The sequence below is a fragment of the Limisphaera ngatamarikiensis genome (genome assembly GCF_011044775.1).
Classification (GTDB): Bacteria; Verrucomicrobiota; Verrucomicrobiia; order Limisphaerales; family Limisphaeraceae; genus Limisphaera; species Limisphaera ngatamarikiensis.
In genome coordinates this window covers 1-12,728 of sequence record NZ_JAAKYA010000089.1, presented here as the reverse complement: position 1 = coordinate 12,728, position 12,728 = coordinate 1, and the positions used below count along the sequence as shown (strand labels likewise).

The following is a 12,728-nucleotide window of genomic DNA, read 5'->3' as shown; positions in this document are numbered from 1 at the left end:
CTGCAGGCCGTGTCGCCAGACGCGCCCTGGAAAAAGAAAGTGGAGCCAGTTGTCGGATTCGAACCGACGACCGTCCGATTACAAATCGGATGCTCTACCACTGAGCTAAACTGGCCCTCCCGGCGCGGTATCCAGCAGGTGGAACCGCTTCTCATCCTTAAACGCTTCCCGGAGCCGGAGTCAAGTGCCGGCCCTCAGGGCCCGGCGACCAGGCGCAGCCATGCGGCCACGGGAAAGTGATCGCTGGGAAAGCGGCCCTCCTTTTGCCAGGCGTCGATGCGCACGCGCGCCACCTCGGCCCTTCCCCGGACAAGGATCCAATCGATTCGCGGTCCGCCCACCGGGACTTTTTCAAACCCGTTGAAAGTGCCCAGGTTTTCGCCCTCCCGTTCCCCGGCCATCAGCCAGGTGTCGGTGAAGAAGCCGTCGCGGGTGAGAATGTCGTAGGCCGGATTTCCCCCCGCCGCCGCGTTGAAATCCCCCACCAACACCACCGGCAAACCGTCTTTCAAGGTGGCGACGCGTTCGCGGATCAGCGCAGCGCCTTTTTCCCGTGCGGCCTGTACCTCATGGTCGAGGTGCGTGTTCCAGAGATAGAATTTCTGCCCCGTGGTTCGGTCGAGAAACTGCACCCATGTGACCATGCGCCGATTCCGGTTGCCCCAAGTGGCCGAGCCGATCCGGTCCGGCGTGTCCGAGAGCCAGAAATGGTCGAAAGCCATCGGCTCCAGCCGCGAACGCCGGTAGAAAACCGCCATGAATTCACCCCGGCTGCCCCCGTCGCGGCCCAGGCCGATCCAGTCGTAGTCGGGCAGGTCCGACGCCAACTCCCTGAGCTGTTGGTACAATCCCTCCTGCGTTCCCATGACGTCGGGGTCGAGACGACGGATGGCCTCCACCACCAGGGGCCTACGGATCGGCCAGGCGTTGGGTCCGGTGGGACTGGCGAAGCGGAGGTTGTAGGTGACCACACACAAACCGGCTGCGGGTTCGGTGGGTGTGGTTGCGGGCTCGGCTGCGGGGGTTGGGGCAGTGCCTGCCACCATGACGAGGGAAAGGGTGGCCAGGCGAAGTCCGAAACGGATGGTGCCGCATGCAGGTCTCATGACTCTGATGCTCGTTTCGTGGATGCGGGAAGGCAACGCTGAAGCGCGCCCTGGTTACTGGAAATGTCGCCAGCCGGCATGCGCCGTGCCGCTTTCGTGGGGTTTTCAGAGCCGAGGGCCGGGCGGGGCTTGCGGATGGGGGCAGAGGTAGGTGCTGCGGAACCCCTGGCCGGCGGGGCCCTGTTGGGATGTTGCGAGTACGGCGCGGCCGGGCCATTTGATGGTCCCGTGGTGGGCGGCGAAACCTGGAGGGCAATGAACCTTGGAATGTTGGTTTGTCACCGGCTGCGAGACGTTCTCGTTGCAGGGGTGTGCGGGCAGGTGCGGAGACGGCGAGGACGGTTCGGCAGCCCGGCGGGTTGCGCGAGGTCCCGGGGCCGGCGTGGTTGTCCGGCCGCGGTGGGGGCGGGGGGTGCAACCTGCCGGCGTTTGGGCGGGTGGTGTTTTTGGCCCGGGTTGCTGGTTGGGGCGGGCGTGGGTCCGTGATTTTCCCCTTTTCCTGGAAAGGGGCTCTGGCTATGTTTGAGGTGCCTGTCCGGTGGTGTAACGGTAGCACAAGGGTCTTTGGAGCCCTTTGTCATGGTTCGAATCCATGCCGGACAGCCAGATTTTTTCCTTTCCCAGGGGCACTTCATGAACGACTGGCAGATTCAGACCCGGGCTTCGGAATGTCAGGGGTGTGGTCGGAGGTTCTCTGATCGACAGCCCTACCACACGCTGTTGTGGGCGGACGCGGACGCGGGCCGGTACCGCCGGCAGGACGTCTGCCCGGAGTGCTGGGAGACGAGGTATCGTCAGGAAGCCCGGACACGTCCGGAGGTGGTTTCCCTCTGGCGGGGCGTTTACGAGGCGCCGCCGCCGCCGCGAGAACCCATTCAGCGCGATGCTGCCGAAAGCCTGTTGCGCCAGCTTTGCGAGCGGGGTGATCCCCGGTATCGGTCGGCGGTTTACATCCTGGCGGTGATGATGGAGCGGAAGCGGCTGCTGCGTGTCAAAGAGCAGTTTTGGCGCGACGGCTGTCGCATCTTCGTCTACGAACACACCCGGACGGGCGACGTTTTCACCGTGCAGGATCCGGCTTTGAAACTGTCGGAACTGGATGAGGTGCAGCGGGAGGTTGCCCGGTTATTGGAACAAGGGCTGCCGCCGGCCGGATCGGACCCGGGATCGGACCCGGGTGCCACCGGTGAGACGGGGACCGAGGCTGCGATGGCGGCGCCGGATGCACCTGCGAGGCCTTGAAACTTGATGGGATCGGTCCGACAGGTGGAAGAGTTGGAGGAACGCCTGGGCTGGCGGTTTCGGGATCGAAACCTCCTGCGAACGGCTTTGACGCATCCCTCGGTGGCGGCCGATGCCGAGCAGGCCCCGCCCACGAATCAGCGTCTTGAATTCTTGGGCGACGCCGTGCTGGGCCTGATCCTGAGCCAGGCGCTGTACGAGCGGTATCCGGGGTACGAGGAGGGCCGTTTGACCAAGGCACGCGCGCGTCTGGTCAACCGCCGTACCCTGGCGGAACGCGCGCGCGCCATTGACCTGGGACTTTATCTTGTGCTCAGCGCCGGTGAGGAGCGCCTCGGCGGCCGGCAGCGGTTGTCCGCCCTGGCCGACGCATATGAGGCTGTGCTGGGCGCGTTGTACCTGGACGCCGGTCTGGAAGTGGCCCGACAGTTTGTGCTGCGGGAGTTCGGGCCCTTGTTGGCCCGGGTGGAGGACCTGCCCTGGCCGGACAATCCCAAGGGAGATCTGCAGGAGTTGTTGCAGGCGAGCTCGGCGAACCCGCCAGAATATCGCCTGGTCAGTGTTAGCGGCCCCGACCACGCGCGCGTTTTTGAATGTGCCGTCTGGCACGAGGGTCGCGAACTGGGGCGCGGCAAGGGCCCCAGCAAAAAGGCCGCGGAAACGGAGGCTGCGCTTGAGGCGTTGCGCCTGCTCCATGCCCGGCCCGCAGCCCCGACATCCACGACCCCTCCGTCGTCCGATCCCCCCTCGGGCGAGCGTGCCCGCACGCGGCGGCCGAGGGGCGGTCGCTCCGGTGTGTCGGAACCCGGGCCGGCCTTGCCGGGCTCATCCCACGCAAATCAGGGAGTCTCATGACCCGCAAGGTCCAAATACCGGGGGGTCAGGGCAGGTCTGCGACCTGGGCGGGCCGGGGGCCACTGGATTTGTTTGCAAGCGGGCGTCGCCTGTTGGTGGGCGTGCTTCACCTCCGTCCTTTGCCCGGGTCCCCGCGTTGGGCGGGGAGCATGGAGGAAGTCATTCGGGCCGCGGTTGCGGATGCCCGTGCTTATGCGGAAGGTGGCGTGGATGCGTTGTGCATCGAGAACTTCGGAGACATTCCTTTCAGCCGGGGACCGGTCGGGCCGGAGACCGTGGCGGCGATGGCCGTGGTGGCCGCTGCGGTATGCGAGGCGGTTTCCCTGCCCATCGGCTTTAATGTGCTGCGCAACGACGCGCGTGCGGCCCTGGCCCTTTGTGCTGCCTGCGGCGGCAGTTTCGTCCGCATCAATGTGCATGTGGGCGCGATGTTGACCGATCAGGGGCTGATCGAAGGCGACGCCCATGGGACGCTTCGTTATCGCCGGAGTGTGGCACCGGATACAGCCATTTGGGCTGACGTGCTGGTCAAGCATGCGGTGCCCTTGGGCAACTGGAGTTTGGAAATTGCCGCCTGGGATACCTGGAAGCGCGGGCTGGCTGATGCCCTCATTCTTTCCGGCCCGGCCACGAGCCAACCGGCCGATCCCGAGGAGCTCCGCCGGCTTCGCGCCGCCTGTCCCGGTGCCCGCATCCTTGTCGGTAGCGGTATCACCCCGCAGAATCTGGGGCAATATGCCGAGGCCGATGGTTATTTGGTGGGTAGTTCCCTGAAGGAAGACGGCCAGGTGGAACGCCCGGTGGATCCGCAACGGGTGCGGGCGCTGGTGGAAGCGTTCCGGTCGCTACCGCCGTTGGGGCGCCGCTAACCGGTACTGCGCTGTTGCGCGCGGCGGAATCGTTTCCGTCAGGTCGGCAAGTGTCCTTCCGGGGGTCGGGCGATGCCCCAACACGCGATCACTGTGTTGCCGTGGCGGTTGCCGGCACCGGTCCCAGGGCCAGGTCCACCAGCTCGCCCGGTCGCAGCTTCATGTTCGGCGGCACGCTGACGATGATGGGCAGGCCGCGCTGCTGGGCGTTGCCGAGTCCGCGAATGCGGAGCGGCGCGTCAAACAACTCGATTCGTGCCCCCACGTGCAGGACCCGGCCGTAGCCAATGGTGCGGTGAACTCCCCGGCTCCGTACTTCGACCTCCATACCCTCGACCGGTTCCACGCGGAGCGGCTGCGGGATGAAACCGACAATATGCTCCACGTGCGAGCTGGCGATGGTGACGATCGGCTCGGCCGTGGCCACCATGCTGCCGGGGAACTTGTTCACGGCAGTCACCACGCCGTCGATGGGGGCGGTAAGCACAATCGGCCGCATTTCGGCCTCGGCCAGGTGCAGTCGTTCCTCGGCCAGAGCGAGAGCCGCCCGGACCTGTGGAGACTCGATGGTGCGCCTGCTCGGGTCCAACTCTTCCAGGAGTTTTGCGGCCGTGTCCACGGCGGCCTGCTTTTCCGCGACCAGTTGACGGGCCTGTTCCAGGTCTCGCAGCGCGATGTCCAGGGCATCCTGGCTGGCCACCTGTTCCTCCACCAGTTTGCGGATCCGCTGGTATTCGCGCTCGGCGTAACCGAGCTGGGCCCTGGCCGTGAGGAGGTCGGCGCGTTCCCGCAGCCAGTCCAGCTGGTACTGTGCATAGCGGAGCCGGTCATCGGTGGGGTAGGCCATGTCGGCCAGAATGGCATCCATCTCGGCCCGGATGACGCGCACGGTGTTGCTGAGGACCGCCGGGTCCACGGCTTCCACCACGGCCACGGGTTGGCCGGCCCGGACCGGCTGGTAGAGACCCACATGCAACTGCGACAGCCGACCCGGTCGCGGCGAGATGATGTCCGCCCGGGGTCCAGATGCCGTGCCGACCAGCAGGGGGCTGGCCATGTTGAAGCGCCAAAGTTGCACGGCAAGGGCCAGCGCCGTCACGAACGCCAGCGCCGGTAGCACGTTCATGCGGATCATCCGCCACCATTGGGCCGGTGGACTGGGTATGGGAGGCAGAGGTTCCGGCTTCATGGCTTCACAACTCCGACTCTTCCTGGGCTTGCAGGCTGGTCAGGCGCGACACCCCCTCCAGCGCCCGCAATTCGTTCAGCAGATCGTCCACGCGGGAGGGATCCCGCAGCAGCAGACGATACGAGAGGTCCAGGCCCTGTTGCCGCTCGTCGGAGCGGCGCGTGGCGCAGTGGACCGACCGGCTGTGGCGCTCGAGGACCCGCACCAGGTAGGGCAGCTCGGCAGCGGGCCGGCCCCAGTGCAGGTTGACGATGAGGTCGTACCGGTGTCGCGTCCCATACGACGTGTACCAGAGGAAGAACATCACCGCCACGAGCGTCAGTGTCGCGATGACCGCCAGCGAAAACCGTTGCGTGCCGCAGGCCATGCCCACGGCGATCACGCTGAGGATGTAGCTGGTGTCCAGTGTGTCTCGCAGCACGTTGCGGAAGCGGACGATGGCGAACACCGCCATCAGGCCGAAGGCCGTGACCAGGTTGTTGTTCAGCACCTGCATCACCACGGTCACGATCAGCGGGATGACCACCAGCGAATTCACGAAGGACCGTGAATAGGACAGACCGGCGTGGGTGGTCATGTACGTCCACGAAATACTTAATCCCGCGAGGAACGCGAGGCACAGTCCCAACAACAGCGCCGGCACGTTGACCGGCTGCAGTGAGAAATCCGCGCCGAAGAACAGGCTCCAAAGCTCGTTCATGGCGGGTAAGTCGTTCACATTCGCCTCCTGTTACTCCTTTGTGGCCCGCCCGCTTGCGGGCACCTGATGTCGCTGCAACAACCGTTCCAGGAAATCTTCGCGGAGGAAGGTCAAGGTTTCCGGTGCCAATCGGCGTTCCCCCAGCAGGGCCACGCCGTCGGCGTATTTGGCGGAGCTGACCTGTCGCAGGCCAAACCTGCGTACCAGATCTCCCATCCAATTGGGGAACCGGCCGGTGAATTTGAGTTCGACAATGACCTCCGGCTCAAACGGCATGACCGGATTTTCCATTGTGGTTTTCAGTTCCGGTGTGAACTGGGGTTCGCTGCAGACCTTGCGGTCGATGCAGACCCGCACGGCGTTGCTGCCTGGGCTGACCCAGGCCTCGCGCAGGTAGCTGACGTGGGTTCGCGGTTTGGCGTTCAGGTCCGTGATCCGGCGGCAGAACTCCTGCAGGGCCTCCAACTGTTGCGGCTTCCGGGACAACAGGTAGGACGGGTCCGGCAGCTGCCCGGCCAGCAATTGCGGCACCACCTCTTTGCGGATGGCGCACCGCTGCTTCAGAATGGCGTCGTTCACCCGTCGTTTGATCTCGCAGAACGCCGGTGTATCCGGGCGGTCGTCGTAATAGCGGATCCGCAACTTGAACCGGTTCTTGTTGCTGTTGAAGACGTCCCAGAAACAGCGCAAATCGTCCGAGTCCAGGTACAGGCTGTGGATCCGATAGGAGTAATCCGGTTTGTCCAAACCGTACTCGTCCGGTTCCAAATAACCGCTGACAAACTCGCGGATGGCGCGGGCCGTGGACTCGTCCACGCGATACTTCAGTTCAAAGCGTTGTAACTGAACCTTGTCTTCCACAGGTGCGTTCCCGGGAGATCGGTTGCTGGTCCTCACCGAGCCGGTTTCCGCTTCAGCCCCCTTCCTCGGCGGCACCAGCCGCGTGTCGGAACCGGTTTGTAACCCGCCCGACACGGCCGCGCCGCATTTCACCATGCGCCATCGGCCGGTCGCTGACAATTCTTTTTCGCGGAGGGTCTGCCGGCGGCACGGAAAGCATTGGATCAGGAGGCAAACCCCTCAGCGGCCCGGTCCGGACCCGGAGTGGACCTCTCCGTATGTATCGGTGAGTACTGCCCGACGCTTAAGTCCGGCGGATGCCCCGGGACCCGGGATGAAGCGTGTTTTGCTGCAAAAACGGCGGCTTTTGACCTTGAGTCCGGCGCAACGGCGTTTCCGGGGCGATCCAGCTCGTGCAGCTCGGCTGCTGGTACCGGTTTTTAATCCCCACGGCCCTGGTGACGACCGGTGCAGCCCTTTCTACCCCGATGACCGGGCTGGACCGTGGCGCTCCGGAGGGTGACTGAGCGGGCGGGTTGGGGCGGGCGGATTGTGTCCAGCCGTGTGGGTCCGGGTCCATTCTCTGCCGGGGCTGGGCCTCCAGGTTTGTTCATGGCCCGGTGGGTGGCTGCAGGGCGGAGGGACTCATGCCCTGAAGTGACGCGCGGCCAGGGCTCGGATTCCGCAAGGGTTGGAAGCGCCGGGTCGTGTCGGCGGGCACCACGTTCCCTGGTTGGCGGCGTGGGGAGAATCGGGGAACAAAAATGGAGGCGAGGGTCGGAATCGAACCGACGTATGGGGCTTTTGCAGAGCCCTGCCTTACCACTTGGCTACCCCGCCTCTCAGGACAATACGAGCATAACCATTTCGGCTCGTTGCGCAAGACCCCCCGTTGAACGCCGGCGCGCAATCCTGCGCACGGAAAAAGGGTTCCGTCTGGCAACTGCGGGAACGGGGGACCCGGGATCCAACCCGTGTTCGGCCCCACTCCACACGGAGTTCTGCAGGGCAGACCGGTTCCTGACGGTGCAGGGCTGCATCGTAGCCGGGGTGGGGCGGGGGACAGGCGGACCGGTGGAAGCCGTCCCTGCAAACAGAAGTGGCGCATCCGGCAGGACTCGAACCTGCAACCTTCTGATCCGAAGTCAGAAGCTCTATCCAATTGAGCTACGGATGCGCGGGGCCGGCCCTGGCAGGCCGGCCATGAAAATGGGGTGGTCGACGGGATTTGAACCCGCGACAGCCAGATCCACAGTCTGGGGCTCTAACCAGGCTGAGCTACGACCACCACTCGGAACACTGCCAAGCTAAACGCGAGGCCATCCGGGGTCAAGTGTCCCCTTGCCCTGCCGGCGCCGTGATGGTTGCGGGGCGAAGAACCAATCCCTTTGAGCGGGCGGCCGTATTTGGTCCGGCCCGCGCGTTCGTGCCCGAATCGGTCGGCTTGCATGGAGCTCCGGCCGGCTCGTTTGGCACCGCCCGAATTGAGGTCGGTCGGTGGGACCGATGGTCCCGATTGGCCGGGTGTTCGCGCAGGCCGGTCGGAAGGAAGTGGGAGTGCAGCCTCTTTCGGTGCCGGGCTGCCGGGGCCGGGCCGGGCGCCGCGTACTCGCCAGCCTTCGAGCCCGCGCGAAGTCAGATTGGCATGATTCCGGGTCGCCCGGCCGGTTTGGTGTCGGGGTTGGGTTTGTTCGGGGATTGGATGGGTTTCGGGGCGAGTTCAGGCTTGCGGAGATGCGGTCGGGGGTTTAAGCAACGGCAGATTTGTTTATGAACTACCGGATTTCACAAAGGGCGGCTTCTCTGACGCCTTCATTGACGCTGGAGATTGACGCGAAGGCGAAGCGGATGAAGGCGGAGGGACAGGACTTGGTGGGGTTTGGCGCGGGCGAGCCGGACTTTGACACGCCGCAGCACATCAAGGATGCAGCGGCGGCGGCGTTGGCGGCCGGCTTTACCAAGTACACCCCGGCGGCGGGCATTCCCGAGCTGCGCAAGGCCATCGCGGAGAAGCACCGACGGGAGAACGGACTGGAATACGAGCCGGAGCAGATCATCGTTTCGTGCGGGGGCAAGCACGCGTGCTACAACGTCATCCTGGCGACGTGCCAGGAAGGCGACGAGGTGCTGATTCCGAGTCCTTACTGGGTGAGTTATCCGGAGATGGTGAAGCTGGCGGGGGCGACGCCGGTGTTTTTGCCGACGACGGACCGGACGGAGTTCAAGGTGACGCCGGAGCAATTGCGGGCGGCCATCACGCCGCGGACGCGTTTGTTCATTTTGAATTCGCCGAGCAACCCCACCGGGACGGTCTACACGCCGGAGGAGGTGCGCGCGCTGGGGGACGTGTGTGTGGAGAAGGGGGTGCTGATCATGAGCGACGAGATTTACGAGCATCTCCTGTACGACGGGGCGGTGCATCGGAGCGTGGCGAGTTTTTCACGGGCGCATTATGAGCACACGATCATTGTGCACGGGTTTGCCAAGGCCTGGAGCATGACGGGTTGGCGGCTGGGTTGGACGGCTGCGCCGGAGCCGATTGCGCGGGCCATTGATGCCATCCAGAGCCACAGCACGAGCAATCCGACCAGTTTCGCACAGAAGGGCGGTGTGGCGGCCCTGACCGGGCCGATGGAGCATTTGAAGACGTGGCTGGCCGAGTTTGATCGCCGGCGCAGGTACGCGTGGGAACGTTTGAACCGGATCCCGGGTTTGTCCTGCGTCAATGCGCGCGGTGCGTTCTATTTGTTTCCGAACATTTCGGGAACGGGTTTGAAGTCGGTGGAGTTTTGCAAGCGGTTGCTGGAGACGGAGAAGGTGGCGGCCGTGCCCGGGGTGGCGTTCGGTGCGGACGATTACATTCGGATCAGTTACGCCACCAGCATGGCGAATCTGGAGAAGGGGCTGGACCGGATCGAACGGTTCTGCCGTTCGTTGGTGGGCTGAAGGGCGCGGTTGTGCCCGGCTCGGGGCGGGTCCAGCCGACCGGCTTAGTCCAACGGGGTGAGTACACCGACGCGGCGGACGGCCGGGTTGGGTGGAAGGCGCCCCAGGAGTTCCCGGACGGAAAGCGACAGGCCGGGCAGGACAAGGTCGGGCGCCAGCTCTGCCAGGGGTTCGAGGACGAATCGGCGCAAATGAGCGCTGGGATGCGGCAGGACAAGCCGCTCCGTGGCGCGCTGTTCCGCGCCGAAGGCAATCAGGTCCAGGTCGAGCGGTCGGGGTGCGTTGCGGATGGGGGATGGGGATCGGCCGAACTCTCGTTCCAGCCGGAGCAGTTGTTCGAGCAGTGATTCGGGGGTCAGCGTTGGCAAGGGGACCATCTCCACCACTGCATTGAGGAACGGGGGAGAGCCGGGCGGGCAATCCACAGGCTCGGTTTCCCAGAGGGAGGAGGTCCGAAGAGGCTGCAGGGAGCTGCGGCTGAGCCTGGCCAGCACGGCTCGGAAGGTGTCGCGCGGGTTGCCGAGGTTGGCGCCGAGAGCCACGAAAGCGCGTACCGGTTCATGGGACGGGGGGCTCATGGGCCGGGCGGTGGTTTGCGGGGCGGTCAGGGGATGGGCCGCCAGGGCTGGTAGTTTAGCAGTTCCAGCTCCACGCGCGGGTTGTGCAGGGTCACGGTGGTGACGCTGGCGTAGTCCACGGCAAGGACGGCGGTGGCGGCCAGGGGCCATTGGCAGAGCCAGGCCAGGGCCATGCGGATGACGCCGCCGTGGCAGAGGACGGCGATGCGGCGGCCGGGGTGTTGATCGAGGATTTGTTGGAGGCAGGCGGCCACGCGGTTGCGGAATGAATCGAAGGGTTCGGCGTTGCGGATGGCGTTCTGCTCGAGCAGGCGCAGCCAGTCCCATGGGCTTTGGCCGAAGCGGGGTTGGACGTCGTCCCAGGCCACACCGGTCCACTCGCCGAAGTCCACCTCGCGCAGTTCCGGGCGGAAAATGGGTTCGGGGCTGCCCAGGTCGCGCCAGGGTTGGAGGGTTTGGCGGACCCGGAGCATCGGGCTGGCGTAGAGGGCGTCGGGTGCAAGCCGTGCCAGCCACGGGGCGAGGGCGGCGGCCTGGCGATGGCCTTCCTCGGACAGCGGGATGTCGAGTCGGCCCGCGAAGACCCGTTGGTAGGGGATGGCGACCTCGGCGTGGCGGATGAAGAAGAGTCGTGTGGGGCGGGCGGTCATGGCGCGGTGGTTGCGGAGGCGGGTGCCGATGGGGCCGGGGCGGTGAGGAGCCCGGCCTGCTGCAGGGCTTGTTCCTGGGCCCGGATGAGTTCCCGGATGCCGGCCCTGCCGGCGGCCAGCATTTCGGTAAGTTGCGATTCGGTGAAGGTGGCTTCCTCGCCGGAGCCCTGGATTTCGATGAATTCGCCCTGTGCGTTCATGACGAGGTTGAGGTCCACGCAGGCGGAGACGTCTTCCTGGTAGCACAGGTCGAGCAGGACCTGGCCCTGGACGATGCCGACGCTGACGGCGGCGACCGGTGGTCGCAAGGGTGATTCGGCCAGGGTACCGTCCTGCAGCAGGCGCTGGACGGCCAGGGCCAGGGCGACGTAACCGCCGGTGATGGCTGCGGTGCGGGTGCCACCGTCGGCCTGGAGGACGTCGCAGTCCACCCAGAGCGTGCGTTCGCCGAGTTTTTCGAGGTCCACGGCGGTGCGCAGGGCCCGGCCGATGAGGCGTTGGATTTCCTGGGTGCGGCCCTCGGGACGGCCTTTGGAGATTTCGCGGGGTTTGCGCTGGAGGGTGGAGTAGGGGAGCATGGAATACTCGGCGGTGAGCCACCCGCCGGGAAGTCCCTGTTCTTTTTTCCAGCGCGGCACGGTGGGGTCGAGGGTGACCGCGCAGATGACGCGGGTTTGACCCCATTCGATCAGGGTGGATCCCAGGGCGTATGGTGCGATGTGATTCATGAACCGCACCGGCCGCAGTTGTTGCGGCTGACGTCCATCCGGCCGGGTGACTGGACCCGGTTGTTGTGGTGTGGCTTCGGCCATGGCGCCGGAGTGTAATGTTGGGGGCGGGGAGGGGCAATGCCGCGGCGCGGGCACGGCGTGGATCCTCGGCCAAGGTCTCGCCCGGTTTGAAGATGCCATTGTGGTGAGAGCTTCGCGAGGGGCATTCGGGTTGGGGTCTGGCCCTGCATGCGGGTGAGGCGGCATGCGACGAGGCGACGGAGGAAGGGCGGGTAACGGCCGGCCGGGGTAACGGGCCGGGGCGGATCTTCCGTTGTGATTCGTCCGGAGTGGGGCCAGACTGGGCGGGCGATGAATCTGTTCGATTTGCGACGTGAGTTTGAGAACCGCCCGTTGCACCGGCGGGATTTGGCACCGGATCCCCTGGTGCAGTTTGAGCGTTGGTTTTTGGAGGCGCGGGAGCATGTGGAGCTGGATCCGAATGCGATGTGTTTGAGCACGGTGGGGCCGGACGGCCGGCCCTCGGCGCGGATGGTGTTGCTGAAGAGTTATGATGCCGATGGGTTCGTGTTTTTCACGAACCTGGAGAGTCGGAAGGCGCGCGAGATGGAGGCCAATCCGCACGTCTGCCTGTTGTTTTACTGGGCGCCGTTGAGCCGGCAGGTGGTGATTGAGGGTCGTGCGGCGCGGGTGTCGACGGCCGAGGCGATGGCCTATTTCATGCGGCGGCCGCGCGGGAGCCAGATTGGTGCGTGGGTTTCGGAGCAGAGCCGGCGGATTTCGTCGCGGGCGTTGCTGGAGGCGAAGTGGGAGGAGATGAAGCGGAAGTTTGCGTCGGGGGAGATCCCGTTACCGTCGTTTTGGGGCGGATACCGGGTTCGGCCGACGCGATATGAGTTCTGGCAGGGTCGGGAAAACCGTTTGCACGATCGGTTTGAGTATGTGCCGGATGGGGCCGGGGGCTGGCGGATTGAACGGTTGCAGCCGTGAAGGCGGGAGGAAGGGCCGGAGGGGGTGGGTGG

General features: G+C 65.4%; 12 protein-coding genes and 5 tRNA genes. 6 read left to right on the top strand and 11 right to left on the bottom strand.

Annotated features, from left to right (window positions below; genetic code table 11):
- Positions 1-40 precede the first annotated feature (40 nt).
- Positions 41-115, bottom strand: a tRNA-Thr gene (locus G4L39_RS13490).
- Between the two features lie 79 nt (positions 116-194).
- Entirely contained in the window at positions 195-1,106 is a 912-nt protein-coding gene (locus G4L39_RS13485) for an endonuclease/exonuclease/phosphatase family protein (protein ID WP_165108959.1), read from the bottom strand.
- 532 nt (positions 1,107-1,638) lie between these two features.
- Between G4L39_RS13485 and G4L39_RS13480 the strand changes: the two genes are divergently transcribed.
- From G4L39_RS13480 to G4L39_RS13465, 4 genes are all read left to right on the top strand, one after another.
- Positions 1,639-1,712: transfer RNA gene (locus tag G4L39_RS13480), tRNA-Gln, on the top strand.
- A 27-nt stretch (positions 1,713-1,739) separates the two neighbouring features.
- Positions 1,740-2,348 (top strand): hypothetical protein, encoded by a 609-nt coding sequence (locus G4L39_RS13475; protein ID WP_205881021.1) that lies wholly within the window; start codon positions 1,740-1,742, stop codon positions 2,346-2,348.
- Between the two features lie 6 nt (positions 2,349-2,354).
- A complete protein-coding gene (rnc, locus tag G4L39_RS13470; protein ID WP_165108955.1) occupies positions 2,355-3,203 on the top strand; it encodes a ribonuclease III in 849 nt (282 codons plus the stop codon).
- A 95-nt stretch (positions 3,204-3,298) separates the two neighbouring features.
- Complete coding sequence (locus tag G4L39_RS13465) at positions 3,299-4,072, top strand: BtpA/SgcQ family protein (protein WP_343203339.1); 774 nt, start codon at positions 3,299-3,301, stop codon at positions 4,070-4,072.
- An 88-nt stretch (positions 4,073-4,160) separates the two neighbouring features.
- Here the strand turns inward: G4L39_RS13465 and G4L39_RS13460 are convergent, their stop codons facing one another.
- From G4L39_RS13460 to G4L39_RS13435, 6 genes are all read right to left on the bottom strand, one after another.
- Positions 4,161-5,261, bottom strand: a complete 1,101-nt coding sequence (locus G4L39_RS13460; protein WP_165108951.1) for an HlyD family secretion protein — start codon at positions 5,259-5,261, stop codon at positions 4,161-4,163.
- 4 nt (positions 5,262-5,265) lie between these two features.
- Positions 5,266-5,961, bottom strand: a complete 696-nt coding sequence (locus G4L39_RS13455) for a DUF4956 domain-containing protein (RefSeq protein ID WP_205881020.1) — start codon at positions 5,959-5,961, stop codon at positions 5,266-5,268.
- Between the two features lie 30 nt (positions 5,962-5,991).
- Positions 5,992-6,822, bottom strand: coding sequence for a VTC domain-containing protein (locus tag G4L39_RS13450; protein ID WP_165108947.1), 831 nt, complete (start codon positions 6,820-6,822; stop codon positions 5,992-5,994).
- 744 nt (positions 6,823-7,566) lie between these two features.
- Positions 7,567-7,641: transfer RNA gene (locus G4L39_RS13445), tRNA-Cys, on the bottom strand.
- A 260-nt stretch (positions 7,642-7,901) separates the two neighbouring features.
- Positions 7,902-7,978: transfer RNA gene (locus tag G4L39_RS13440), tRNA-Arg, on the bottom strand.
- A gap of 33 nt (positions 7,979-8,011) precedes the next feature.
- A tRNA-His gene (locus G4L39_RS13435) sits at positions 8,012-8,089 on the bottom strand.
- A gap of 482 nt (positions 8,090-8,571) precedes the next feature.
- On the opposite strand from G4L39_RS13435, the gene G4L39_RS13430 reads away from it, so the two are divergent.
- Positions 8,572-9,747: a pyridoxal phosphate-dependent aminotransferase gene (locus tag G4L39_RS13430; RefSeq protein ID WP_165108945.1), complete on the top strand. Its 1,176-nt coding sequence runs from the start codon at positions 8,572-8,574 to the stop codon at positions 9,745-9,747.
- A gap of 44 nt (positions 9,748-9,791) precedes the next feature.
- Here G4L39_RS13430 and folK read toward each other — a convergent pair whose 3' ends face one another.
- The 3 genes from folK to rph are packed head-to-tail and all read right to left on the bottom strand — an operon-like array spanning position 9,792 to position 11,787.
- Positions 9,792-10,325: a 2-amino-4-hydroxy-6-hydroxymethyldihydropteridine diphosphokinase gene (folK, locus tag G4L39_RS13425; RefSeq protein WP_165108943.1), complete on the bottom strand. Its 534-nt coding sequence runs from the start codon at positions 10,323-10,325 to the stop codon at positions 9,792-9,794.
- Between the two features lie 26 nt (positions 10,326-10,351).
- Positions 10,352-10,975, bottom strand: a complete 624-nt coding sequence (locus tag G4L39_RS13420) for a histidine phosphatase family protein (protein ID WP_165108941.1) — start codon at positions 10,973-10,975, stop codon at positions 10,352-10,354.
- Positions 10,972-11,787, bottom strand: coding sequence for a ribonuclease PH (gene rph, locus G4L39_RS13415; RefSeq protein WP_165108939.1), 816 nt, complete (start codon positions 11,785-11,787; stop codon positions 10,972-10,974). The genes G4L39_RS13420 and rph overlap by 4 nt, the downstream gene beginning before the upstream one ends.
- A 270-nt stretch (positions 11,788-12,057) precedes the next feature.
- On the opposite strand from rph, the gene pdxH reads away from it, so the two are divergent.
- A complete protein-coding gene (gene pdxH, locus G4L39_RS13410) occupies positions 12,058-12,696 on the top strand; it encodes a pyridoxamine 5'-phosphate oxidase (protein WP_165108937.1) in 639 nt (212 codons plus the stop codon).
- The last annotated feature ends 32 nt before the right edge of the window (positions 12,697-12,728 follow it).

Bases quoted from the DNA above. Each gene is read 5' to 3' on its own strand.
- G4L39_RS13485 (WP_165108959.1), bottom strand. From the start codon at position 1,106: ATGAGACCTGCATGCGGCACCATCCGTTTCGGACTTCGCCTGGCCACC.
- G4L39_RS13460 (WP_165108951.1), bottom strand. From the start codon at position 5,261: ATGAAGCCGGAACCTCTGCCTCCCATACCCAGTCCACCGGCCCAATGG.
- G4L39_RS13420 (WP_165108941.1), bottom strand. From the start codon at position 10,975: ATGACCGCCCGCCCCACACGACTCTTCTTCATCCGCCACGCCGAGGTC.
- rnc (WP_165108955.1), top strand. From the start codon at position 2,355: ATGGGATCGGTCCGACAGGTGGAAGAGTTGGAGGAACGCCTGGGCTGG.
- rph (WP_165108939.1), bottom strand. From the start codon at position 11,787: ATGGCCGAAGCCACACCACAACAACCGGGTCCAGTCACCCGGCCGGAT.
- G4L39_RS13455 (WP_205881020.1), bottom strand. From the start codon at position 5,961: ATGAACGAGCTTTGGAGCCTGTTCTTCGGCGCGGATTTCTCACTGCAG.
- pdxH (WP_165108937.1), top strand. From the start codon at position 12,058: ATGAATCTGTTCGATTTGCGACGTGAGTTTGAGAACCGCCCGTTGCAC.
- G4L39_RS13475 (WP_205881021.1), top strand. From the start codon at position 1,740: ATGAACGACTGGCAGATTCAGACCCGGGCTTCGGAATGTCAGGGGTGT.
- G4L39_RS13430 (WP_165108945.1), top strand. From the start codon at position 8,572: ATGAACTACCGGATTTCACAAAGGGCGGCTTCTCTGACGCCTTCATTG.
- folK (WP_165108943.1), bottom strand. From the start codon at position 10,325: ATGAGCCCCCCGTCCCATGAACCGGTACGCGCTTTCGTGGCTCTCGGC.